The sequence below is a fragment of the Serratia sp. HRI genome (assembly GCF_010119335.3).
In the GTDB taxonomy this organism is placed as follows: Bacteria; Pseudomonadota; Gammaproteobacteria; order Enterobacterales; family Enterobacteriaceae; genus Serratia; species Serratia nevei.
In genome coordinates, this window is the sequence record NZ_CP083690.1 from 2,063,603 (window position 1) to 2,088,234 (window position 24,632).

22 protein-coding genes are annotated in these 24,632 nt (G+C 62.7%); 7 read left to right on the forward strand and 15 right to left on the reverse strand.

The features are described from left to right. Positions 1-14: 14 nt before the first annotated feature. Together GF111_RS10040 and GF111_RS10045 are read right to left on the reverse strand one after the other, a co-directional pair. A complete protein-coding gene (locus tag GF111_RS10040; protein WP_038878391.1) occupies positions 15-1,316 on the reverse strand; it encodes an FAD-binding oxidoreductase in 1,302 nt (433 codons plus the stop codon). 220 nt (positions 1,317-1,536) lie between these two features. Further along, the gene (locus GF111_RS10045; protein ID WP_147191739.1) at positions 1,537-2,295 is read right to left on the reverse strand and encodes a helix-turn-helix transcriptional regulator; all 759 of its coding nucleotides are present in this window, start codon (positions 2,293-2,295) and stop codon (positions 1,537-1,539) included. A 229-nt stretch (positions 2,296-2,524) separates the two neighbouring features. On the opposite strand from GF111_RS10045, the gene GF111_RS10050 reads away from it, so the two are divergent. Continuing rightward, positions 2,525-3,652: an iron-containing alcohol dehydrogenase gene (locus GF111_RS10050; RefSeq protein WP_147190926.1), complete on the forward strand. Its 1,128-nt coding sequence runs from the start codon at positions 2,525-2,527 to the stop codon at positions 3,650-3,652. A 259-nt stretch (positions 3,653-3,911) separates the two neighbouring features. Here the strand turns inward: GF111_RS10050 and GF111_RS10055 are convergent, their stop codons facing one another. Further along, entirely contained in the window at positions 3,912-4,841 is a 930-nt protein-coding gene (locus GF111_RS10055; protein ID WP_038878382.1) for a LysR family transcriptional regulator, read from the reverse strand. Between the two features lie 135 nt (positions 4,842-4,976). Between GF111_RS10055 and GF111_RS10060 the strand changes: the two genes are divergently transcribed. The 4 genes from GF111_RS10060 to GF111_RS10075 all read left to right on the forward strand — a co-directional run bounded on the left by GF111_RS10060 (position 4,977) and on the right by GF111_RS10075 (position 10,468). Next, positions 4,977-6,317, forward strand: coding sequence for an aspartate aminotransferase family protein (locus GF111_RS10060; protein WP_055317234.1), 1,341 nt, complete (start codon positions 4,977-4,979; stop codon positions 6,315-6,317). A gap of 10 nt (positions 6,318-6,327) precedes the next feature. Beyond that, positions 6,328-7,836, forward strand: a complete 1,509-nt coding sequence (locus GF111_RS10065; protein ID WP_147190924.1) for a CoA-acylating methylmalonate-semialdehyde dehydrogenase — start codon at positions 6,328-6,330, stop codon at positions 7,834-7,836. Between the two features lie 143 nt (positions 7,837-7,979). Next, on the forward strand, positions 7,980-9,356 hold the full coding sequence (locus GF111_RS10070) for an APC family permease (protein WP_038878368.1): 1,377 nt from the start codon (positions 7,980-7,982) through the stop codon (positions 9,354-9,356). A gap of 2 nt (positions 9,357-9,358) precedes the next feature. Next, positions 9,359-10,468: a P1 family peptidase gene (locus GF111_RS10075; protein WP_055317563.1), complete on the forward strand. Its 1,110-nt coding sequence runs from the start codon at positions 9,359-9,361 to the stop codon at positions 10,466-10,468. Between the two features lie 36 nt (positions 10,469-10,504). Here GF111_RS10075 and GF111_RS10080 read toward each other — a convergent pair whose 3' ends face one another. From GF111_RS10080 to GF111_RS10100, 5 genes are read right to left on the reverse strand one after another with little or no spacing between them, the layout of a single operon-like run. Then, positions 10,505-11,755, reverse strand: coding sequence for a phospholipase D-like domain-containing protein (locus GF111_RS10080; RefSeq protein WP_147190922.1), 1,251 nt, complete (start codon positions 11,753-11,755; stop codon positions 10,505-10,507). Further along, positions 11,748-12,398, reverse strand: a complete 651-nt coding sequence (locus GF111_RS10085) for a MotA/TolQ/ExbB proton channel family protein (RefSeq protein WP_019454931.1) — start codon at positions 12,396-12,398, stop codon at positions 11,748-11,750. Before GF111_RS10085 ends, GF111_RS10080 begins: the two co-directional genes overlap by 8 nt. 46 nt (positions 12,399-12,444) lie before the next feature. Continuing rightward, positions 12,445-14,688 (reverse strand): TonB-dependent receptor, encoded by a 2,244-nt coding sequence (locus tag GF111_RS10090; protein WP_147190920.1) that lies wholly within the window; start codon positions 14,686-14,688, stop codon positions 12,445-12,447. A gap of 39 nt (positions 14,689-14,727) precedes the next feature. Then, positions 14,728-15,474, reverse strand: a complete 747-nt coding sequence (locus tag GF111_RS10095) for an energy transducer TonB (RefSeq protein WP_147095444.1) — start codon at positions 15,472-15,474, stop codon at positions 14,728-14,730. Position 15,475: 1 nt separating this feature from the next. Continuing rightward, positions 15,476-15,883, reverse strand: a complete 408-nt coding sequence (locus GF111_RS10100) for a biopolymer transporter ExbD (protein ID WP_055317561.1) — start codon at positions 15,881-15,883, stop codon at positions 15,476-15,478. Between the two features lie 529 nt (positions 15,884-16,412). Here GF111_RS10100 and GF111_RS10105 point away from each other — a divergent pair. Then, on the forward strand, positions 16,413-16,715 hold the full coding sequence (locus tag GF111_RS10105) for a hypothetical protein (protein WP_033651388.1): 303 nt from the start codon (positions 16,413-16,415) through the stop codon (positions 16,713-16,715). 171 nt (positions 16,716-16,886) lie between these two features. Here the strand turns inward: GF111_RS10105 and GF111_RS10110 are convergent, their stop codons facing one another. The 3 genes from GF111_RS10110 to GF111_RS10120 all read right to left on the reverse strand — a co-directional run bounded on the left by GF111_RS10110 (position 16,887) and on the right by GF111_RS10120 (position 19,304). After that, on the reverse strand, positions 16,887-17,807 hold the full coding sequence (locus GF111_RS10110; RefSeq protein ID WP_038878352.1) for a L,D-transpeptidase family protein: 921 nt from the start codon (positions 17,805-17,807) through the stop codon (positions 16,887-16,889). 233 nt (positions 17,808-18,040) lie between these two features. Beyond that, positions 18,041-18,916 (reverse strand): helix-turn-helix domain-containing protein, encoded by an 876-nt coding sequence (locus tag GF111_RS10115; RefSeq protein ID WP_033652832.1) that lies wholly within the window; start codon positions 18,914-18,916, stop codon positions 18,041-18,043. 10 nt (positions 18,917-18,926) lie between these two features. Continuing rightward, on the reverse strand, positions 18,927-19,304 hold the full coding sequence (locus GF111_RS10120) for a hypothetical protein (protein WP_038878350.1): 378 nt from the start codon (positions 19,302-19,304) through the stop codon (positions 18,927-18,929). 120 nt (positions 19,305-19,424) lie between these two features. Between GF111_RS10120 and GF111_RS10125 the strand changes: the two genes are divergently transcribed. Further along, positions 19,425-20,246 (forward strand): helix-turn-helix transcriptional regulator, encoded by an 822-nt coding sequence (locus tag GF111_RS10125; RefSeq protein ID WP_147190918.1) that lies wholly within the window; start codon positions 19,425-19,427, stop codon positions 20,244-20,246. A 38-nt stretch (positions 20,247-20,284) separates the two neighbouring features. Here GF111_RS10125 and GF111_RS10130 read toward each other — a convergent pair whose 3' ends face one another. From GF111_RS10130 to GF111_RS10145, 4 genes are all read right to left on the reverse strand, one after another. Beyond that, positions 20,285-21,361, reverse strand: coding sequence for a porin (locus GF111_RS10130; protein WP_370633552.1), 1,077 nt, complete (start codon positions 21,359-21,361; stop codon positions 20,285-20,287). Positions 21,362-21,364: 3 nt separating this feature from the next. Beyond that, entirely contained in the window at positions 21,365-22,135 is a 771-nt protein-coding gene (locus GF111_RS10135) for a 3-hydroxybutyrate dehydrogenase (protein ID WP_047729095.1), read from the reverse strand. Positions 22,136-22,147: 12 nt separating this feature from the next. Next, entirely contained in the window at positions 22,148-23,539 is a 1,392-nt protein-coding gene (locus GF111_RS10140; RefSeq protein ID WP_055317670.1) for a GntP family permease, read from the reverse strand. Positions 23,540-23,707: 168 nt separating this feature from the next. Next, entirely contained in the window at positions 23,708-24,631 is a 924-nt protein-coding gene (locus GF111_RS10145; protein WP_147190916.1) for a 3-hydroxyacyl-CoA dehydrogenase family protein, read from the reverse strand. Between the last annotated feature and the right edge of the window lies 1 nt (position 24,632).

The following is a 24,632-nucleotide window of genomic DNA, read 5'->3' on the forward strand; positions in this document are numbered from 1 at the left end:
TTCTCCTCTGAGGGTTAACGGCGGCCTTTCCAGTAGCCGGATGTCTGGTGCCAAACCTTACCGGCGGTGGTCATCACCCGCCGCAGCTTGTCCTTGCCGAAGATGTTGACGTGCGGGATCGAGCTCATCAGATCGTAACGATCGGATCCTTCGCTCATGCCCTCCGCCAACACCTTGCACACGATGTGGCTCGGCGTCACGCCGAAGCCGGAGTAGCCCTGTACGTAAAACACATTATCGCGATCCGGCAGCGTGCCAATCTGCGGGAACAGGTTGGCGCTGCAGCACAGCGGGCCGCCCCAGGCCAGATCGATCTTCACGTCTTTCAGGTACGGGAACACCTTCAGCATCAGGTTGCGGTTCCAGGCCTTGAGATCCGACGGGAAATATTCGATCAAGCGGGTGGCGCTGCCGAACAGCAGCCGGTTTTCGTTGGTCACCCGGTAATAGTCGATCACCGGGCGGATGTCGCTGTAGGCGCCGCGGATCGGGCTGATCTGGCGGATCAGATCGTCAGACAGCGGCTCGGTGGCCAGCTGGAAGGCGTAGGTATTGATGGTCTTGCGGTAGATCTGCGGCTCCATGCCGTTGAGGAAGCCGTTGCAGGCCCACAGCATCTTGTTGGCGCGTACCGAGCCCATGGCGGTACGCACCGTGATGCGCGGGCCATACTCCACGTTGAGCACGCTGCTGTTCTCGAAGATTTTCACCCCGTAGCCGCTCAGCGCCTTGGCCTCGCCCAGCAGCAGGTTGAGCGAATGCACGTGGCCGCCGCCCATGTGTTTCAGCGCGCAGGTGTAAGCGTCGGAGCCCACCACCTGCTTCACCTCCGCCCCTGTGTAGAGCTCAATCTCCTCCTGCGGCGCTACCGCCTTGAACTCCTTCAGCCAGCCGCGCAGGGTCTTCTCCTGGCGCGCGTTGCTGCCGAGATAGCCGTAGCCGAAGCAGAAGTCGGCGTCGATGTCATATTTCTTGATGCGCTCGCGGATAATGCCGGCGCCGAGGTTGCTGATTTTGAAGATGGTTTCCAGCCCGGCCGGGCCAACGTGGCGCTTGATCTTCTCCAGATCGTGGCCGATGCCGGCCATCACCTGGCCGCCGTTGCGCCCGGTACCGCCGTAGCCCAGATAGCGGCCTTCGAGAATGGCGATGTTGGTGATGCCCCTCTCAGCCAGCTCCAGCGCGGTGTTGATGCCGGAGAAGCCGCCGCCGATGATCACCACGTCGACGTCCAGATCCTCTTCCAGCGTCGGGAAGCGCAGATCGTATTTTTTGGTCGCCGCGTAGTAGGTTAAGGACTCGATTTCGTTGTTCACTGCCGCACTCCCGATTGCCTATGCCATGACATCAGATTATCGGGAGGCGGCAGCCGTGCCGCTATGTCCCCTTAGGGACATTCGTCCCCTTCATCTTTCAAACTACAGCGTTGTTGGCTGCTGACGTTCACCCCAGTCACTTACCTAAGTAAGCTCCTGGGGACGCTCGTCCTGGCCGCCTGGCTGTAGCTTGAAAGCTATAGGGGATAGATCGATACATTCACGCGCTGCGGCGCTGCGGGGCGGTCAGCAACAGGCTGAACAGTTCGGCCTGCGAGCCGATGTTCAGCTTGCCGTAGATGTTCTTGCGGTGATTTTTTACCGTGCCGAGGCTGATGAACAGCCGGTCGGCAATCTGCTGCGAACCGCAGCCGGCGAGGATCAGATCGACGATCTCGCGCTCGCGCGGCGTCAGCAGATAACGCGCCTGCGCGCCATCGTCGTTCCCCGTGTCGGCCTCGGCCGGTGCCGCCACCACTTCGCCATGCAGCCGCGCCACGCTTTTCACCAGCGTCAGCGCGCTGCGCAGATCCGCCCGCTGCGGGTAGCGCACCGCCACCGTGCGGCGCGCCGAGCCGAAGAACACCCCCAGCCCGCGTTCCGGCGTCAGCTGCAGCAGCACGCCGGCCTCATCGTGCCAGCCGGTCTTGCGATAAAAATTACGGTAATAGTCGCTGTGATAAAACCCGCAGGGCGCCAGCTGGCGCAGCGTCAGCACCTCGCCTTCGCCGCCGTCGTTCAGCGCGCGGTAAAACGGATCCTGCAGATAGGCGCCCTGTTGGTAGATCTGGTTAACCGCATCGCTGTTTTCCCGCTCGGTTTTGATCAGGCAGCGCGGCGGCCGGCCGCGTTCGAAGGCATAGACGATAGCGTTGTCGAAGGCGAAAAACCCTTCCAGCCAATTCAATAGGCTGGGATAAAAGCGCGGGCTGGCCACCGCATCGATCACCGCAGACAAGCGTTCAAGCTGAATATCCATACCCGCCTCGCCATTATTAATACATTAACAATCTACCGATTTCGGATGGGGTTGGCCGCACGACGGCCGGTACTGTTAAAAAAAGCATCCAGCGCGCCGAAATGCAAGAACGCGATCGTTTACATGTTAAACAACTCACAAGTTGCCGCAGCGGGGAAAGCGGTGGCCGCTCCGCGCCCGCTGGCTTATGCTGTGGCATCGCGCCCTGCAACGCCGTCAAGGAGACCTCATGTCCGTCAGCCACATCATCGCCAACCGCCAGACCTGGTTCGGCCACGGCAGCATCCAACAGCTGCCGCCGTTGCTGCTTGCCGATCCGCAGCCGACGCTGCTGTTCAGCTGCCGATCTTTTCTCAACGGTCCGGTGTACGCCGGCCTGCGCGAATCGCTGACGCCGCTGCTCATCGGCACCGAGATCGTCAGCCACGAGGCGTCGCCGCAGGAAATAGACGCCTGGGTAGCGCGCTGGCGCGGCCAGGCACGGCGCGTGGTGGCCATCGGCGGCGGCAGCGTGCTGGATGCCGCCAAGGCGTTCTCCGCGCTGGTGGAGCATCCGCTGCCGACGCTGCGCTATATGGAAAAAGTGGGCGACAGCAAAATCAGCGGCGCCACCCTGCCGCTGATCGCCATTCCTACCACCGCCGGTACCGGCAGCGAGGTGACGCAGAACGCGGTGATCACCGACACCCAGGTCAGCAAAGTGAAGGCCTCGCTGCGCCACAATAACTTCGTGCCGCACACCGCCATTCTCGATCCGCAGCTGCTGGCGGGCGCACCGGACAAGGTGCTGGCCTACTGCGCCATCGACGCCTTCACCCACCTGTTCGAGGCCTATCTGTCGAAAACCGCCGGCGCCATGACGCGCGACATGTCGCTGAGCGGCATCCGCCACTTCCTCGCCGCCTGGCCGGCGCTCAACCGCAGCGACGCGGCGCGCGAAGCGATTATGCAAGCTTCGTACCTTGGGGGGCTGACGCTGAGCGCCGCCGGGCTGGGGGTGATCCACGGCATCGCCGGCGAGATCGGCGCGCTGCGCGACTACCACCACGGCCAGGTCTGCGGCCGCCTGCTGCTGCCGTTCCTTGCCCTGCTGGAAAGCAGCGAACAGCCGCAGCAACGCGCGCTGATGGCCGAGCTGGCCGCGCGCCTGTACCCGCACTGGCAGGGCAGCCCGGAGAGCTACCTGACCGATTTCATCACCCGCCACGCCATCGCGCCGTTCTGGCAGAACGATTTGCCGATTTCCCGCCAGGAACTGGCGGTGGCGCTGGAGAAATCCAACAGCAAGAATTCCTGGATCGACTATGCGCCGGCACAGCGGCAACGGATGATCGAAGAGGCGTTTCGCGTCGAATGATGATATCTACCCTAAATAGTTGGCGCGGCATCCCGGCGGCAAGAGGTGGCTCGCCAGGAGCTTACTCAAGTCAGTGACTGGCGTACGCACTCGCAGCCAACACAGATGCAGTTTCAAGTATGACGGGTATAATCAGATCAACGCACTAGCAGGAGTTAAGGAAATGGGCATCATCGGCTGGATCTTCGCCGGCATCGCGGTCGGCATCCTGGTCGGCGCGCTGATCAGAATCTTCGGCAAGAAGAAAGAGCAGTAAGCGTCACGCTGTTCCGTGGGCCGCCAGCAGGCACTCATGGAACAGCTTCACCACCCGCTGCGGCACCGGCGAGCGGCGCAGCACGCTGGAGTATTCGCAGTGATAGCGGAACAGCGCCGGTTTGATCGCCCGCATCATATTCTGCGCCACGAAAAACGCCGCGTAGTGATCCGGCAAAAAGCCGACGTATTTGCCGGACAGGATCAGCGTGGCGATCGACTCCTGCGCGAACCCCGTTGCCTTGCGATGCAAATGTTGCTGCAGGCTCAGTTCCATATTCGGCGAATGGTAGCCTAATCCGGCGAAGGCATAATTGTGCAGCAGATCCCAATTTAACGTTTCATGGGGGGCGGAAAATAATTCATGCTGCGCGCCGCAATATAAGAACATCCTCTCACTGAATAACGAATGATAAGATAAACTTTCCGCGCTGCGGTGCATGGGAATAACGCCAACCTGAAATTGCCCGTCAATGACGCCGCGTTCAATGGTATTAATCGGCTCCACGTACATTTGCAAAGAAACCTCCGGCGCACGCTCACTGAATAACGCAATGGCCCGGCCGATCTGCGCCTGTGGATTGCTGACCGTATGGTCGAATATCGCCACGTGCAGCTGCCCGCCCATGCGCTGGTGCACCTCGTCCACCCCGCGCCGAAACGCCTCAGTGGCCGCCAGCAGGTTGACCGTTTCCTGGTAGATCAACAGCCCCTCGTCGGTGACCGCAAAGCCCTCGCGCCCGCGCTGGCACAGCGTCAGGCCCAGCCGCTGCTCCAGATCCTTGATGTGCTTGCTGATGGTCGACAGGCTGATGTTCAGCTCCAGTTCGGCGGCGCTCATGCCGCCGCAGTCGACCACGGCCTTGAATACCCGCAGCAAACGCAGATCCATATCCGACAATTGCCCTAACAGCGCGCGCTTTTTTACTTGCATAAAACCTTAAGTAAGTTTCGACATATGATTATTCACAGTAGAGAACAAGCGGTACATAGTCAATTTCGCACAACAATTCGTTAACAACTCGGTTTATTTCATTAATCGCTCTTATTTTCCTGTTCGGAGGAAAACATGGCCGCTGAAAATCACCCGCTAAATAGTCTCGATGCCGAAGGGTTAGAGGCCCATTGGATGCCTTTTACCGGCAACCGTAATTTTAAAGCGCAGCCGCGCATCATTACTCAAGCCGCGGGAGCGTATTACACCAGCCATGACGGCAGAAAGATTTTCGACGGCCTGTCCGGACTGTGGTGTTGCGGATTGGGGCACGGCCGGCAGGAAATCACCGACGCCGCCCAGCGCCAGCTGGCGACGCTGGATTACTCACCGGCGTTTCAGTTCGGCCACCCGCTGTCGTTCGAACTGGCCAACAAGATCAAGGCACTGACGCCGGCGGGGCTGGATTACGTGTTCTTCACCGGCTCCGGATCGGAAGCGGCGGACACCTCGCTGAAAATGGCGCGCGCTTACTGGCGCGCCAAAGGCCAGGCGGGCAAAACCTGCTTTATCGGCCGGGAAAAGGGCTATCACGGCGTTAACTTCGGCGGTATCTCGGTCGGCGGCATCGCCGGCAACCGCAAGACGTTCGGCGCCGGCGCCGAAGCGGACCACCTGCCGCACACCCTGCTGGCCGGCAACGCCTTTTCGCGCGGCATGCCGCAACAGGGGGCGGAGCTGGCGGAAGAGCTCAACCGCATCATCGCGCTGCGCGACGCCTCAACGATCGCCGCGGTGATCGTCGAACCCTTCTCCGGCTCCGCCGGGGTGATCGTGCCGCCGGTCGGCTACCTGCAGCGCCTGCGCGAAATCTGTACCCAGCATGACATCCTGCTGATCTTCGACGAAGTGATCACCGCCTTCGGCCGCTGCGGCGCGATGACCGGCGCCGAGGCGTTCGGCGTCACGCCGGACATCATGAACATCGCCAAACAGGTGACCAACGGCGCGCAGCCGATGGGCGCGGTGGTGGTGCGGCCGGAGATCTACCACACCTTCATGAACGGCGGCGAGCCGGACTACCAGCTCGAATTCCCGCACGGCTACACCTACTCCGCCCACCCGGTCAGCTGCGCGGTCGCGCTGGCGACGCTGGACATCCTACAGCGCGAACAGATGGTGGAGCGCGTACAGGCGCTGGCGCCCTACTTCGAGCGCGCGGTGCACAGCCTGCAGGGAGCCAAACACGTCGCCGACATTCGCAACATCGGCCTGGCGGCCGGCATTACGCTGGCGGCGCGGCCGGGCGAACCGGCGCGGCGCCCCTTCGACGCGGCGATGCGCTGCTGGGAAAGCGGATTTTACGTGCGCTACGGCGGCGACACCCTGCAGCTGGCGCCGCCGTTCATCAGCAGCGAAGCGCAGATCGATGCGCTGATCAACGCCGTGGGCGACGCCCTCAACGCCACCGAATAAGGAGAGAACCATGACCATTACCCATTGGATCAACGGCGAGCCCGCCGTCGGCGGCGAACGCAGCCAGCCGGTTTACGACCCGGCCACCGGCCAATCGGCGCAGGAGGTGCAGCTGGCCGACCGCGCCACGGTGGAGCGCGCCATCGCCGCCGCCGAACAGGCCTATCCCGCCTGGCGCGACACCCCGCCGCTGAAGCGCGCACGCATCATGATGAAGCTCAAGGATCTGCTGGAGCAGCACGCCGATGCCATCTGCCAACTGATCACCGCCGAGCACGGCAAGGTGCTCAGCGACGCCCTGGGCGAACTGCAGCGCGGCATCGAGAATATCGAATACGCCGGCTATGTGCCGGAACTGCTGAAGGGCGAACACAGCAAAGAGGCCGGCCCGGGCATCGACAGCTGGAGCGAGTTTCAACCGCTGGGGGTGGTGGCGGGCATCACGCCGTTCAACTTCCCGGCGATGGTGCCGCTGTGGATGTGGCCGATGGCGGTGGCGTGCGGCAACACTTTCGTGCTGAAGCCTTCCGAGCGCGTGCCTTCCGCCGCGCTGTATATCGCACGGCTGGCGGCGGAAGCCGGGCTGCCGCCGGGGGTGCTCAACGTGGTCAACGGCGATCGCGAAGCGGTGGAGACGCTGCTGCATGACGGGCGCGTCAAAGCGATAAGCTTCGTCGGTTCGACGCCGGTGGCGGAACACATCTATCACACCGGCTGCGCGCAAAACAAACGGGTGCAGGCGCTGGGCGGCGCCAAGAACCACGCGGTGGTGCTGCCGGACGCCGATATCCCCGGCGCGGTCGGCGCGCTGATGGGTGCCGCCTTCGGCTCCTGCGGCCAGCGTTGCATGGCCATCCCGCTGGTGGTGGCGGTGGGCGACGGCACCGCCGACGCGCTGATCGCCGGGCTGCGGCAACAGATGGCCGCCATGCGCGTCGGCCCCGGCAGCGACAACCGCAACGACATGGGGCCGCTGGTGACCCAACAGCATTATCAGAAGGTAAAAGGCTATATCGATCAGGGCGTGGCCGAAGGCGCCGAGCTGCTGGTGGACGGCCGCGAGCTGAGCGTGATCGGCGCCGACGGCCGCCCCAGCCAGGGGTATTTCCTCGGCCCGACGCTGTTCGATCGCGTAACGCCCGGCATGCGCATCTATCAGGAGGAGATCTTCGGCCCGGTGCTCGGCGTGGTGCGCGCGGCGTCGCTGCCGGAGGCGATGGCCTTGATCGACGCCCACGAATACGGCAACGGCACCTGTCTGTTCACCCGCGACGGCGAAGCGGCGCGCTACTTCTCCAGCCGCATTCAGGTCGGCATGGTGGGGATCAACGTGGCGCTGCCGGTGCCGGTGGCCTACCACTCGTTCGGCGGCTGGAAGCGCTCGCTGTTCGGCGATCTGCACGCCTACGGCCCGGACGCCGTCAGGTTCTACACCAAACGCAAGACCGTGACCCAGCGCTGGCCGGCCTCCGGCGATGCCCGGCGCGCCAGCTTCAGCTTCCCGTCGGGACAGGGGTAATCCCAGCATAACGAAAAGTCCCTTCCGGGGAAGTTCGCTTCCCCGGTATTTCCACGCGCTCCATTTCATCTTTACGCAGGACAACAGAGTCGCCCTTCTGGCGGCAACAACAATTCACCCAAGCGTTAATGGAGTAGTTCCCAATGAAAGAGTCCGCCCCTGAACACACCTTCAAAGGCAATCTCAGCGTCCTCGACGTGGTGATGATCACCGCGTCCGGCGTGACGCCGGCCAGCTCCATCTTCGTCATCGCCCCGCTGGCGATCGCCAGCGCCGGCAGCGGCGCCTTTCTGTCGTTTCTGATCGCCGCCTGCGTCGCCGCCGCCATCGCGCTGTGCTATGCCGAGCTCGGCGCCGCACACCCCAGCGCCGGCGGTGAGTACAGCATCATCAAGCGCCTGTTCGGCACCCTGTGCGGGTTGCAGACCTACCTGTTTATCCTCAGCGCCTCGCTGTTCGTGCCGGCGGTGCTGGCCACCGGCGCGGTGCCCTACCTGAACACCGCGCTGGGCACTCAGTTCGACGCCTCGACCGCCGGCATGCTCACCGTGCTGGTCGGCGGCATCTGCGCCATTTTCAACATCAAGGCCAACGCCCTGCTGACCGGCGCCTTTCTGGTGGTGGAAGTGGCGGTGCTGGCGCTGATCGCCTGGCTCGGCTTCAGCCACCCGCATCAGAGCACGGAGATCCTCACCGCGCCGGTGATGCTGGACGCGCAGGGCAGCCTGGCGCCGGTGTCGCTGCCGCCGATCGTCGCCATGGTCGGGGTCGCGCTGTTCTCCTACAACGGCTACGGCGCGGCGGTGTACATGGCAGAAGACATGCGCGAACAGGGTAGGCCGATGGCGATCGCGATCATGCTGACGCTGGTCATCGTAGTGCTGGTGGAACTGGTGCCGTTCACCGCCCTGCTGATCGGCTCGCCGTCGCTGACCGAGATGGCCAAACAGGCCGATCCGGTCGGCTATGTGGTCACCCAGCTCGGCGGCCCGACGCTGGCGCGGGTGGTAAGCGGCGCGATTTATCTGTCGGTGTTCAACGCCATCATCGCCATCGTGGCGCAGTTCAGCCGCATGATGTTCGCCAGCGGGCGCGACGGTTTCTGGCTGCCGACGTTTAACCGTGCGCTGAAAATCATCCACCCGCGCTTCGGCACCCCCTGGATCGCCACCCTGCTGTTCGGCGTGCCGTCGGCGCTGCTGGCGTTTTGCTCCGATCTCGAATCGCTGACCTCGTTCACCGTGATCCTGCTGCTGCTGGTGTACATCATCATGGCGGTGGCGGCGCTGATCAGCCGCCGTCGCCGCCACTTCCACCACCCGTACCTGATGCCGCTGTGGCCGCTGCCGGTGGTGGTGGCGCTGCTGTGCTGCCTGTACGTGCTGTGGACGATTTTGATCGCCAGCAGCCTGAAAGACTTTATTATCATTGCCGGCATTATCGGCTTCGGGCTGGCGCTGAACCATCTGCGCGGCCGCCAGACGGCGCCCCTCGCCGCCCCCTCAATAGAAGGAGAATAACCATGACGCAGCGCGCTCAGGATCTGGGCATTATCATCGGACAGGGCACGCCCGGCCCGCTGAACGCCATCACCGACGTGCCCGGCGTGCGCGTTGGCCATGCCAGCATTCATGCCGATTTGGCGGACGGGCGCAGCGTGCGCACCGGCGTGACGGTGATCGAACCGCGCCCCGGCTCCGCCCGCCACGCCCCCTGCTTTGCCGGCGTGCACGTGCTGAACGGCAACGGTGACGCCACCGGCCTGGAATGGGTGCGCGAAGCGGGCCTGCTGACCAGCCCGATCGCCTTCACCAACACCCACAGCGTGGGCGTGGTGCGCGATGCGCTGATCGCGCTGGAGCGTGAAACGCTGCCCGCAGGCGACAACGCGGTGTATTGGAATATGCCGGTGGTGATGGAAACCTTCGACGGCCTGCTCAACGACATCAACGGCTTTCACGTCAAGGCCGAGCACGTGCGCCAGGCGCAGCAGGCGGCCAGGGGCGGCTTGCCGCAGGAAGGCGCGGTCGGCGGCGGCAGCGGCATGATCTGCCATGAATTCAAAGGCGGCAGCGGCACCGCGTCGCGTCGCCTGCCCGCCGATCAGGGCGGCTGGACGGTGGGCGCCATCGTGCAGGCCAACCACGGCAAGCGCGAGTCGCTGCTGGTCGGCGGTTACCCGGTAGGCCGGCATCTGGGCCATCTCCCCTCGCCGTTCACGCCGCAGTTACCGCATCCCGGCATGGGCTCCATCGTGGTGGCGCTGGCGACCGACGCGCCGCTGCTGCCGCACCAGTGTGCGCGGCTGGCGCAGCGCGCCAGCATCGGCATCGCCCGCACCGGCGGCGGCACCGAGGATTCGAGCGGCGACATTTTCATCGCCTTCGCTACCGGCAACGACGGCCTGCCGCCCGCCGACTACGCCAATAAAGGCGCTTTCACCACGCCGCTGCACATGGTGAACAACGACTACATTTCGGCGCTGTTCGCCGCAGCAGCGGAAGCGGTGGAGGAAGCGATCGTGAATGCGTTGCTGGCAGCCAATAGCGTGAGCGGCAACGGCCACCGGGCGGAAGGGTTGAGCGCCGAGCAGCTGGTGACGGCGCTGGAGAAGGCCGGCTGGCGTCGGTAAAAACACAGGGCACGGGGATTAACCGCGCCCTGCTTATCAGGATTCGCCGCCCGGCTTGGGCGTCGGGTAGTCGTAATCCAGCCGCAACGGTTCGGCGTAGACGCTGTTCCACAGCTGTTGGTACAGCTGGTCCAACCGCCCGCTCATCGCCGCACTGTGCATCACCAGCTCCAGATTGCGCGAGTTGTCCAGATAGCCGCCGGTCCAGTTGCTGGTGCCCACCCAGGCAATCTCATCGTCGATGGTCATCAGCTTGCTGTGGATCACGCGGGCAAACGGAATGAAGCCGCTGCTGGCCGGTGGTATGGTCACCACTTTGATCTGCACGTTCGGCACCAGCGCCAGGCTCTTCAGCCAGGCGATATCCGGCTTTTTGGTGTTCCAGTTGGCCACCATCAGTTCGATCTGCACCCCGCGCGCCGCCGCGCTGCGCAGCGCGTTGTCGATCACCGCGTAGAAGGGGCGACTGCGCTCCGGGCCGAACGACAGCGGCGCGTAGTCCATCACCTGCACCCGCACCCGCCGTTTGGCGCCGGCCAGCAAGCGCGGCAGCTCGGCCTGCGAGTCGATCACCCCCGCCGGGTTGTAGGCGCGCGGGCTGGCCACCAGATAGTTGCCCTGCGGCGGCGCCGTCGTCGGCGAATCGGGCAGCGGCGCCACCGGCTTATCCTGCGCCAGCAGCGCCTGCGCCTGCCAATCCTGCTCGAAGATCGCCTGGATCTGCCCCACCACCTTGGCGTCGCTGATGCGCAGCCCGGTTTCGTGAATATGCTCCAGCGCGCGCCAGTCGAAGTTCTGGCTGCCGACGAACGCCTGCTCGCCGTCCACCAGCAGATACTTGGCGTGCAGGATGCCGCCGCTCAGCTTCTGGTAAGGAATAATGCGCAGCTCCAGATTGGGGATCGCCTTCAGCTGTTCCAGCGTCTCGGCGGTAGAAATGCGAATGCCCTTATCTTCCACCAAAAAGCGGATTTTCACCCCGCGTTCGCCGGCCGCCTTCAGGTGCTGCAGCACGCCGTCCAGCAGCGAACCGTCCTGATTCGCCACGTAGAACTGCCCCAGATCGATACGGGTTTTCGCCGCGTCGAACATCTCGCGCCACACCTCGGCGGTGTTGCGCAGGTCGTCGGCCTGCAGCGCGGTTTCCACCGGTGCGGTGTACACCAGCTCATAGCCGGGAATCGCAAAACGCGCCGCAGCGCTCTGGCTCAACATCAACAAACAACCGCCCCACAATGCCGTATAAAGGCGGCCGAGCGGCCGCCGTACTGGATGGCCATTAGGCATAGCGCGGCGCTCCGCTGTCAACCCATTGTTCGCCGCTGCCGCTCTCCGGGCGGCTGGCCGGTTGGCCGGCGCGGATCAACAGCACCTTCAGCAGTTCGTTGATGCGCTCCATGCGGCTCTGCAGGAAGTTGTTGGCCACCAGGCACAGCAGCGCGATGGCGATGCCGAGGCCAGTGGCATACAGCGCGGTGCCCATCCCGGCCGACACCAGGCTCGGCTCGGACACCCCCGAGGCGGCCAGCGCCTTGAAGGTTTCGATGATCCCCATCACGGTGCCCAGCAGCCCCAGCAACGGCGCGGCGGTGACCACGGTTTCCAGCAGCCACAGGCCGCGCGCCATCGGCGGCTTGCTCAGCAGGTACTGGGCGTCGATCAGATCGCCGATCGCCTCGCGGTCGCCGGCGCGGTGCTTCTGCGCCAATACCGGCGCGATCACCGCCATCGGCAGGCTGTTGCGCTGGGTCAGCTCGTCAGGCAGATCGGCGGCGCGACGCACGTCCGGCGTCAGCGCCTGCTCCAGCCGGCGCGCCTGGCGCTGGGTATAGGCGAAGTACAGCGTGCGTTCGATGATGATCACCAGCGCGATCGCCAGCGCGGCGTACATCACGTAGAAAATAATGTCGTGCAACAGATTGGCGTCCATACAGGGCTCCTCTTCCCCGCCGCCCGTCAGGCGGCGGGATATTCAGTTAAAAGGTGGCTTCCAGCGAGACGCTGAAGGTGCGTTCTTCGCCGACGTTGTAATACGGCGTGCTGGCCTTCACGCCGCCGTAAGGCGCCGCGTTAAAGGTGGTAGTGCGCACCGAGGTCAGGTATTCCTTGTCAAACAGGTTGCTGATGCCAAAGCGCAGCGCGGCGCTTTTGACGATTTTCTTGTCCACCGGCAGATGCACCCCCGCCGCCAGATCGAACACCGTGCGGCCGCCGATCTTCTCGTCGTTGGTCAGATCGCCGTAGAACGAACTGACGTACTTGCCGCTGACGCTGCCGTAATACAGCCCGTCGTCATAACCCAGCGTCATGTTCAGCAGGTTTTTCGGCACGTTCGGCACCTCTTTGCCGGAGGTCGGCAGCGGCAGCCCGCCGTTGCTGACAATGTCGCTCTTCTGCTTCGACTCGGTGTAGGTATAAGAGGTGTAGTAGTTGAAGTTATGCGGCAGTTGGCCGCTCCACTCCAGCTCCAGCCCTTTGTTCTCCACGTTGCCGATGTTCATCATCTCGTAGTCGCCGGCCGAGTTGGTGGTGGAGATTTGGCGATCGCTGTAGCGCATGTAAAACAGCGTGGCGCTCAGCAGCATGTCTTCCTGCTGGAAACGCCAGCCCAGTTCGTGGTTCCAGCTCAGTTCCGGCTTGGTGCTGAGCGAGTCGCCGACGTTGTACAGCACGTAGTTTGGCGGCGTGCGCATGTTGCGCGTCAGGTTGTAGAACACCTGGTTTTCCTGATTCACCTTATAGCTGGCGCTGAAGTTCGGCAGGAATTCATGATAGGTGGCTTTGCGCTTCTCCGGCACGTTGTACAGGCTGCCGCGGTTGTCCCCTTTGCGCTCCACGTACTGATAGGCCAGGCCGCCGACGAAGGTCCAGTCCGGCGTGGCGAACCAGGTGTCCTGCAGCCACACCTTCTGCGCTGGGGTGATGGTGTACTGGTTGCGCCCCTGAACGGTGTTGCCGTTGGCGTCCTTCACCTGATCGGATCCGCCCGGCTGGCCCCAAATCTGCGACGGGTTACCGTCGCCCTTGATGCTGATGAACGGCTGGGTCTGCAGCTGACGCGCGCGCTCATACCAGTAGCCGACGTCCAGGCTGTGCTGCTCGTTGATGTCCCACTTCAGCTTGGTGGTGATGCCCGGCCGCCAGGTTTGGGTCCACGACGGGCGGTAATAGGTGTTGGATTTCAGGTTGCTGAGATCGTACTGCCCGGCCTTGCTGGAGGTGTTGGACAGCACCGACGCCGTCTGGCCGTTGAAGCTGCCGCCGTTGCCCCAGTAGTAATACGGCTGCAGAGTCAGCGACAGGTTATCGCGCAGCTGCAGCTTCTGGGTGAACGACAGCGTGAAGTTTTCGAACGGGTTGCGTTCAATCTTGTAATACTTGTTCAACTGCCCTTTGTTGTTGTACTCCGGCGTGGTGGCATAGTCGGTGTCACGGCCGTCGTTTTCGAACTGCGCCTTGCTCAGGGTGTTGTAGTTGGTGTTGTTCTGGCGGTTGTACTTCATCACCAGATTGCTGCTGTTGCCGTTGCCGTCTTCATACAGCGAGTTCATCTCGAACTTGTCGGAGTACAGCCGCCCCTCGCCGCGCCACTTCTTCGCTTCGGTGTGCGAATAGGAGAGCCAGTTGCTGAAGCCGTTGTACTCGCCGGTGTCCAGGCGGGCGAAGGTTTTGCTCAGGCTGTTGCTGCCCAGCGTTTGCTTGACGAAACCGCCGAAGTCTTTCGCCGGGCGGCGCGTTACCAGGCCGATGTTGCCGCCGCTGGAGCCGATATGCGGGCCGTCCGCTTCGGAAGACCCCTGGGTGACGAACACCTCTTCCAGGTTTTCCGCATCGCCGAGCAGGTTCGGGTACACCGCGTAGTTGCCGGAGTCGTTGATCGGAATGCCGTCCATCGACAGGCCGATCTGATCCGAGTTCATGCCGCGCATGGTGTAGTCCACGCCGCTCAGGCCGCTGGCGTCATTGCTGTTGACGTTCAGGCCCGGCGTGTATTTCAGCTTGTCGATGGCGTTGGCCGCCGACGGCATTTTGTCCATCGCCTCTTTGGTGACGGTGGAGCGCGCCTTGGCGCTGTCATCCTGCACCATCATGCCGCCGCCGAGCGACTGCCCCTTGACGCTGATGGTGCCGACATCGGTGGCGTCGGCCGCCAGCGCGACACCCGGCAGCATCGCCGACATCACCGCCAGATAGATCCCAGAACGATTAAACGATTTCATTGTGTGCATCCCATAAAAATCAAACGATTAACCCTTGCGCTAAGGCGCCTGATAATTGAACGTTGCGGTAAATCTTTTGGTTGTTTGCCCGGCGAACGCCTCGCTCGGGAACGGCTTCACTGAACTGATGCTTTGCAGGCTGCTCATCGCCGCGCGGTTCAGCAGCATGCTGGCGGCTTTGTTGGCGATGCCGGAAGAGAGCACCCGCCCGCTGCGATCGACCTCCAGCCACACTTCGACGTTGCCCTGCGGGCGCTCGAGCGAGGCCTGGCGACCGCTCGGGTAGCGCTTGCGCTGTTCCAGCTCGCGGCGCAAGGCCAGCAGATAGCCGTTTTCAATCGCCTGCGCGTTCACCTTCGGCGCCACCGGGGCGGCCGGGGCGGGCTGCGCCGCCGGTTTGCTGACCAGCGCGCGCGGGGCGGCAGGCGCCGGCGTCGCTTTAGGCTTCTCTACCGGTTTGGTTTTCTCCTTCACCGGTTTGGGTTTGGGCTTCGGCTGCGGTTTCGGCACCGGCTTGGCTTCCACGATCGGTTCCGGCGCCGGCACCACCGGTTCGGGGATCGGCTCCGGCTCGGGCGGAGGCGGTTCGGGCTGGGGGTCCGGCGGCGTTTGCGGTTGAGGTTCAGGCGCCGGTTCAGGCTCCACCAGCGCCAGTTCGATGGCGGTTTCGTCGTAGCGCGGCTGGATCTTCAGCGCCGCCTGCTGGCTGGCGAACAGCAGGCAACCGGCGACAATCAGCGCCGGCAGCCAGCTGAAAAGATGACGTGAGCGATAGAGCAGATACATGTCACAGCTTCCGTGTCGCGATGGAGACGGAGAGAAAACCGCCCTGGCGCAGGTTGTCCATGACCGCCACCAGCCGCTCGACCGCCACGCCCTTGTCGCTGTTGACGATGATGGTGGTGGTCTGGTTGGCCTGCTGCTGTTGCTTCAGCGTATTAACCAACGCGCCGAGCGCGATCGGCTGGCCATCCAGCTGCAGCTGCTCGTCGGCCCCCAGCGTGACGATCGCTTTTTTCTGCGGTTTCAGCTGCTGCGCGCTGCCGGCAGACGGCAGCTGCGTTTTCAGCCCGAGCGCCGGAATGACGTTCAGGCTGATCAAGACGAAAAACACCAATAAAAACATCATCACGTCGATCATCGGGATCAGCTCGATGTGCGCTTTATTCTTTTTCGGTTCGTTCCAGTTACGCATGACACTCCCTCCCAAAAGCGAAGCAGCCAATATAGGAGGGGTTTGTTTACCTTTTGTTACGCTTGTGTGATCTTATTTTCACAGTGTGGATTTTTTGCGAGAATTCTTTCAATGACGGGAGCCGAGCGCGGAGATATAACCCATTAATTAGTTATAGTTTTTAATGGAATAATCACAGGGCGGACGCATTCGCCTAACGGGTAGCAGAGCCTGAAATGTGAAAATAGTGACAGCCACAGCGGGCCCACGGCAACGACAAGAGGAAATCGCCTCAGCCCGTCCGCAATAAGGGCATGATGGGTTCTCCAGTGATATCGCCTTTTTTAACCAAGAACATTCTCAACCCCTGTCATAAAAATATCGACAAAAAATAAATATTCGCATATATAACCAAACAATATTTCTCATTGGATATATTATTGCCAACAGATTATCAGCTGTTATATTTTTAAAGTGAAATAGCGCTACGGCGTTATTTTCGAATTTAATCAAACCCACTAAGTCACCCTTTTATTTATAAGGATTGTATATGAAAGTACTTAGTCAATATGAAGAACAGTACGTTAGCGGTGGCGATCTGAACGCGGCCTGGGATGGGCTGCTGGACGGCGCTATGACCGGCGCGCTGATTGCAGGCAAATCCGCAGGCGCAGGTGGCTTTATTGCCGGTGCCGTCGGCCAACTGGTCGGCACCCTCATCGGCGGCGTTGCAGGCGGTGTGGGGCTGGGGCTTTATGGCCTGACGCATACGCAGCAGGAAGTGGCGGACTACGCAAAACATTTCCGTGAAACTATCGGCTCCACCTCGACCTCAGTCGGCGGCAGCCTGTAATAGAAATAAAATGGCCGCCGACACGGCGGCTATTTTATTTCTGACGCGCGGGGAATAAAAAAACCGTTAATCACGGTGACGCGCCCGGCGTAAATATCCTGACAGCACTTCAGGCCATAAAAAAGACGCCCGCAGGCGTCTTCTTGGCATTGTCACTGAAGCCCGAGGCGATCAGTTCACTTTCACCGGCATACCGGAACGGGCCTTGATCGCCGCGTCCACTTCGCTCTGGTTGACGCCGGCGTCCATCAGCACTTTGCCGACCGGCGCGGAGATGGTCAGCGGCACCGGATCTTTCGATTGCAGCTGCTCTTCGTTGGCCGACAGCGGGTTGTGCACTTCCACGTAGCGCGAGCCGTCCGGTTCGACGGTGGCTTTCATCGGTTCGTTGATGAACTGCACGCGGGTGCCGACCGGCACTTTCTCGAACAGGTACTTGATGTCGTCGGCGCGCAGACGCACGCAGCCGTGGCTCACGCGCAGGCCGATGCCGAAGTTGGCGTTGGTGCCGTGAATGGCATACAGGCGGCCGACATACAGCGCATACAGCCCCATCGGGTTATCCGGGCCGGCCGGGAACACCGCAGGCAGGATTTCACCGTCGGCTGCATATTCGGCGCGCATCTTGGCGGTCGGCGTCCAGGTCGGGCCGTCTTTCTTGCGTTGTACGGTGGTGGTCCAGTTCAGCGGGGTGTCTTTACCCAGCTGGCCGATACCGATCGGCAGCACCACCACGGTGTTGGACCCTTTCGGGTAGTAGTACAGACGCATCTCGGCGCTGTTGATGATGATGCCTTCACGCGGCGCGTCCGGCAGGATCAGCTGCTGCGGGATGGTCAGGGTGCTGCCGGCCTTCGGCAGGAACGGATCCACGCCCGGGTTGGCCTCCAGCATGTTGCTCAGCCCCATCTGATACTGGGCGGCGAAGCTTTCCAGCGGCAGTTTGCTGTCTTCCGGTACGGTGATTTGGATATTCTCGCCCACCAAACGGCTGTCTTTTGGCGGCAGCGGGTAGACGACGGCGAAGGCAGCCTGGCTGAATGCAACCAGTGCCGTAAACAGGGTTAATAACGCGCGAATGCTCATTTTCATCTTCGTGTTGGTCAAGGCCACTGGCGATTATGGATATCGGTTTCTACGGCCACTTTACCCCGTTGCATTTCAGCCGGCAGCCAACGGCGCTGCGGCCTGAAAAACCAGGGGGGATTTGACCGGATGCGCATTATATGTGCACATCAATCAAAGTGTGAACCATTACCGATGTAATATCGCAATTTTTTGTAACCTGACGCGCCACGAAGGCGACTTTTTGCGAGAACCGCCGCCTAACCGGCGGCGGCCAACGCTTCCACCCGCCGAATAGGGATCAGATATTCGCAGCGGATCGCCGCGCCGCCGAGCGGGCAGCTGCCCTCCTGCGCCGGGTAGAAACGCTCGATATCCTGCCCCGGCCGGCGGACGGCGTTCATCTGCGGCATCGCGGTGTCGTACAGCCGCACGATAAAGTTTTGTAACCCTTCCGCCTGCCCTTGATAGGTGAAGCGGGCATACTCCCCCTGTTCGATAGTCACCCGCTCCCCCATCGCCCCTTCGTCCGGCAGAGCGGCGGTATAGGCCATGCGCGGATTACCCCGGCGTTGCCTGTCAACCTCCAGACTGGTGAGGCCGTATACCACCTCCGGCAGCGCCTGCGGCTGCAGCAGCTGCCGCCAGGCGTGGCGGCGCAGCTCGCACTTGGAAGCCGCCAGCTGCCCCAGCGTAAAGCTGCGGCGCTGGGTGTTGCCCACCAGCTGCATGGCGGGCAGCGTCACGATGTCGGCCTGCGGCAACGGCGTTTCGGTCAGCCGCAGCGGCGGCTGCAAGCCGTAGCTCGACCAATCCTGGCTGCGGCGATAGCTGGCCGGCGGCAGACCGAACTGTTTGCGGAAGCAACGGGTGAAGGTCTGCTGCGAATCGAACTGGTAAGTATCGGCGATGCAGGCCACGCTGGTGCCGGTCAGGCGCAGTTCGCGCGCGGCGGCGGTCAGCCTTCTGCGGCGGGCGTAAGTGCCGAGAATATGGCCGGTATGTTGCTTGAACATCCGCTGCAAATGCCACTTGGAGTAGCCGGACTTGGCGGCAATGTCGTCCAGCGTCAGCGGCTGATCCAGGCTCTGCTCGATCCAGGCCAGCAGCTGTTCAATCACCTGTTGCTGGTGCATGGTATTCCCCTTATTTTAACAATAACGTCTGCGCCAATACCCGCCCTGCGGCTGCATCGGCGGCCACCAGCACCGGATAACCCCAGAACTTGGCGCCGTATTCGGCGAATTCTTCCGCCGCCGCGCGTTTGGCGTCGTCCGGTTCCAGCATGATCATGCCTTTCACCCACAGCTTCAGCGCCTCGCGGTTATCGCGTTTCCACAGCGCGACCTGGGTGCGGGCATCGCGGTCATGTTCTTGTTCTTCATCGCCGACGCTGCGGTCGGTCATCAGGACAAAGGGTTCGGCGCGCGCCAGCAGCGCGCTGAATTCGGCCAGTTCGGCCTGGGTATCGCGCCCGTTTTGGCGCATCCATACCAGCGGAAAATCGGCGGTATCCAATGACATAATCAGTTTCCTCAGGAAAGGGTGTAGGACTGGCGCTTACTTTATCGGCACCGGCGCTAGACCACATTGCGCAATCAGGACATAATACTTTTCAATTCCGCCAAATTGAGAATTATTCTCATGAAAGTACAGATCCCCCGCCACTGTCTGGATATCGATCAGGTGCCACGCCCGCTGTTTGCCCTGCAAGGTTCGACCCTCGAACAGGACTGGGAAGTGGAGCCGCACCGCCATCAGAAGGCGCAGCTGATCTACACGGTACGCGGCATGATCCGCTGCGAAGTGGAAAACGGGCTGTGGCTGGTGCCGCCGCAGTGCGCGCTGTGGATGCCGGGCAACGTGTTGCACAACGCCCAGGGGGCCGGCTCCACCGAGGCCTACTGCCTGTTCGTCGATCAACATGCCGCCGCCGGTCTGCCGCAAAACTGTTGCACGCTGTCGGTCTCGCCGCTGCTGCGCGAGCTGCTGCTGCAGGCCAGCACCTTCGAGCCGCTCTACGACGAACAGGGCGCCGAGGGGCGCCTGACGGCGGTATTGCTGGACCAGCTGGCGGCCGCGCCGATCGAGAACCTGCATCTGCCGGTGTCCGACGACGCGCGCATTCGGCAGTTGACCGAAGGCATGCTGAGCAGCCCGGCGGACAAATCCACCCTCGGGCAGTGGGCGCAGCGCATCGGCATGAGCGAGCGTTCCCTCAGCCGCACCTTGCAACAGCAGATGGGCATGAGCTTCGGCCACTGGCGGCGCCAGCTGCACGTGATGCTGGCGCTGCAGCGCCTGACGCAGGGCGAGAGCGTACAGACGGTGGCGCTGGATCTGGGCTACGAGAGCGCCAGCGGCTTCGTCACCATGTTCAGAAAGGCGGTAGGCAAACCGCCGGCGCGCTACCTGGCAGAGCGCAACGCCTCTGGAGAGACCCTGGGCGGCACAATTACCATGTGAAAAAGCCGGCGCAGACGCCGGCTTGAAGCAGGTGAGAATCAGAAGTCGTAGAACACCGTAATCCAGGTGGAGTCCGGCTCATTGTCGCTGCTGTTGGCCAGCGTGCGCTCCACATACACCGACAGACCATAACCGATGGTGGTGCCCGCGCCGAGGTAAACGTGGTTGGCATGATACGCCTCGTCCCCCTTCAGCCGCAGCGAGTCCGCCGCCACGTAAGGCTGGATCGATTTGAGGAACGGCTTGTCGATATTGAAGGTGTAACCGACGAAGCCTTCCAGCCCGTAGCCGTCACCGGCGAAGAAGTGCGACAGCGTGCGCTGGCGGGTGCTCGGCACATAGTCTTTGTAGTAGCTGGCGGTGCCGACGATGTACCAGTTGTTCGGCTGCCAGGTTAACGCGGTGCCGGACAGCTGCTGGTGATAATCCTTTTCGCTGTACAGATTGTCTTTGATCTTCGCGTCGGTATAACTGTAGGCCGCGCTGAAGGTGAAATCCTTCGTCACCTTGTAATCGAAGCCCAACCCGCCCCCGCCCTTGCGGCGATAAATCAGATTATCCGCGGTGTGCAGATCGTCTTCCGGTAATAAATAGTTGGCGTACAGCGTTACCGGCCCGAAATCATTGGTGTACTTGATGCTGTTTTTCGGTTTATTGCCGCCGTCGTAGTCGCCGGAAATACCGATGCCGGTGCCGCCCGCATGGCCATCGTTATCCCAGACGTCGCTTTTTATGCCGACCACCGAATAATAGATGCCGTATTGATGGCCGTAGGTCAGGGTGCCGTAACGATCGTCTTTGAAACCGGCGTACAGCTGGCGCTGATAGTCGCGCTTGCCGTCTTCGTTATAGTGCCCGTCCCAGCTGAGCGCGTGCGCCAGATCGACGCCCCACTCGTAATAGCCGATGATCGAAGTGTCCTGCGTCAGCGCATAGTCGCCGCTGAAGCGAAAACGCGTGCCGCCGTCGTGGCCGTTTTTGTCATAGCCCGGCTCCGGGCCGTTATTGAAGATCCACTCGGGGCGAATGCTGCCGCCCACTTTTATACTGAGCGGCGCCAGCAACACATTGGCAGGAAATAACGACGGAGCGCGTTGCGCGCTCCGAGAGAGAATTCACTACTGCGCCAGCCAACCGCCGTCCATGTTCCAGGCGGCGCCGCGTACCTGCGCCGCCGCATCGCTGCACAGGAACAGCGCCAGCTCGCCGAGCTGCTCTGGCGTGACGAACGCTTGCGAAGGCTGCTTCTCCGCCAACAGCTCATCGCGCGCCCGCTGCGGGTCGGTCCCGGCGGCAATGCGTTTGTCGATCTGCTGCTGCACCAACGGCGTCAGCACCCAGCCGGGGCAAATGGCGTTGCAGGTGACGGGCGTGCGCGCGGTCTCCAGCGCCAGCGTCTTGGTCAACCCCACCACGCCATGCTTGGCCGCCACATAGGCCGACTTGTCTTTCGACGCCACCAGCCCGTGCACCGACGCCACGTTGATGATGCGCCCCCAGTTGCGCTCGCGCATCCCCGGCAGCGCCAATCGGCAGGTGTGGAACACCGCCGACAGGTTGATGGCGAGGATGGCGTCCCATTTCTCCACCGGGAACTGATCCAGCGGCGCCACGTGCTGAATGCCGGCGTTGTTTATCAGAATGTCCACGCCGCCGAACTCGCGTTCTGCATAGTCCATCATGTCCGCTATCTGGGCCGCATCGCCGAGATCGGCGCAGTGATACCCCGGCGGGGCGCCCAGCCGCGCGACCTGCGCCTTCGCCGCTTCCACATCGCCGAAGCCGTTGAGGATCACGCGCGCGCCGGCGGCGGCCAGCACGGACGCAATCCCGAGGCCGATGCCGCTGGTCGAGCCGGTCACCAGCGCGGTTTTGCCTTGTACACTCATGGTATCGCTCCTTTAAACAATGCCGGTCAGGTAGAACACGCCGACAACGAACAGCACTGCGGCGCTCTTGATCAGGGTGATGGCGAAGATGCCGCCATAGGCCTGCCGGTGGCTAAGGCCAGTGATCGCCAGCAGGGTGATCACCGCGCCGTTGTGCGGCAAGGTGTCCATGCCGCCGCTGGCCATCGAGGCCACCCGGTGCAGCACCTCCAGCGGAATCTGTGCCGCATGGGCGGCGGCGATAAAGCTGTCGGACATCGCCGCCAGCGCGATGCTCATGCCGCCGGAGGCCGATCCGGTGATGCCGGCCAACAGGGTGACGCTGATCGCTTCGTTCAGCAGCGGGTTGGGGATCGCCGACAGCGCCTGCGACAGCACCAAAAAGCCCGGCAGCGCGGCGATCACCGCGCCGAAGCCGTATTCAGAGGCGGTGTTCATCGCCGCCAGAATTGCGCCGCCGACCGCCGTCTTGCTGCCTTCCGCCAGCCGGCCGCGAATATTGCGAAAGCCGAACGCCACCACCAGCAGAATACCCGACACCAGCGCCGCTTCCACCGCCCAGATGGCGGTGATCTTCGCCACGTCGGTGGTGATCGGCTTGGCCAGCCCCGGCAGCGTCAGCTCGTGGCTGGCGCCGTACCACTGCGGGATCCAATGGGTGAAGCCAAGGTTGAATACCCCGACCAAAATCAACGGCAGGATAGCGATCAGCGGGTTCGGCAAGTTGATGTCGTCCGGGGTTTCCGGCTCGTTCAGCAGATCGGTACCGTACCCTTCTCCCTTCAGCTGCGCCTTGCGCCGCTGGCGTTCAAGATACAGCAGACCGACCGCGATGATGAACAGCGAGCCGATCAGCCCCAGCCAGGGCGCGGCCCAGGCATTGGTGCCGAAGAAGCTGGTCGGGATGATGTTTTGGATCTGCGGCGTGCCCGGCAAGGCGTCCATGGTGAAGGAAAAGGCGCCGAGCGCCACGGTGGCCGGGATCAGCCGCTTGGGGATACCGCTCTGGCGGAACAGCTCGGCGGCGAACGGATAGACCGCGAACGCCACCACGAACAGCGACACCCCGCCGTAGGTCAGCAGCGCGCACACCAGCACGATCACCGGAATGGCGTGACGCCGGCCGAGAATGCGGATCGCCGCCGCGACGATCGAACGGGAGAAGCCGGACAGCTCGATCAGCTTGCCGAACACCGCCCCCAGCAGGAACACCGGGAAGTATAGCTTCACGAAGCCGACCATCTTCTCCATAAACAGCCCGGTGAAGGTCGGCGCCACCGCGCCGGGATCGGTCAACAGCACCGCGCCCAGCGCGGCGATCGGGGCGAACAAAATCACGCTGTAGCCGCGGTAGGCGGCCAGCATCAGTAATCCCAGTGCTGCCAGGGCAATCAAAACGCTCATCGGTCACCTCTTTCCCCTGCGTCTTTCGTGCCGCAGCGTTGTTGCCAGCGTGCGTTCTCCCCTGTCACTTACTTAAGTAAGCTCCTGGGAATTCACGCGCTTGCCGCCTAGCTGCAACCCGAAATCCATTGGGGTGGTTGTTGTTATTGTCAGGTACGGCGTGCGAAATTACGGTTTCAGCGCAAAGCGCAGCTGATGCGCCCGTCGCCGTTGAATGCGTTCCCTGCGTGCGTCATCCCAAAGATAAAATCCCCGGCCGCTGCGCTGGCCGGTATCGCCGCGCTGCAGCCGCTGTTCCACCAGCGCCATCATCTCGTCGCCGGTCGCCAGTTCCGGGAACAGGTGGCGAGCGATGTCCGCCACCGTCGGCAGCCCGGTCATGTCGGCGGCCTCCAGCGGGCCGACCATGGCGTAGCGCCGCCCCAACGAGGCGCGCATCACCTGATCCACCACCTCGGCGCTGGCGATGCCGGTGTGGACGATGTGCAGCGCCTCACGCAACACCGCAAACTGCAGCCGGTTACCGACAAACCCCGGCGCGGCGCGCTCCAGCAGCACCGCCTCCAGCGCCATCCCGCCGAGCAGCGCCTGCACCGCCGCCAGATGGCGCGGATCGGTGGCACGGCCGGGCACAATCTCCACCAGCGGGATCAGGTGCGGCGGGTGCCAGAAGTGGGCGATCAGCAGGCGCTGCGGATAGATCATGCGCGCCGCCAGCTCGTCCGGCGGCAGGCCGCTGGTGTTGCTGGCAATCACCGCGTCGTCGGCGATCAGCCCTTCCAACTGCTCATACAGCGCGTGCTTCAGCTCGAGCCGTTCCGGGATCGCCTCGATAAGCAGCCGGGCGCGCGCTACCGCGTTCAGATCGCCGGTCACGCGCAGCCGCGCCAGCGCCGCTTCGCGTTCGCCGCGATCGAACTGCCCGACGTCGCTCAGCTCGGCCAGAATGCCGCTCGCCACTGCCGACGCTTCCTCCCGGCGCTGCGGATCCGGTTCATACAGCAGCACCTCATGGCCGTGGCGAATAAAGTGGGTGGCGATGCCCACCCCCATCAGCCCGGCGCCCAGTACCGCATAGTCAGATGACTGCATC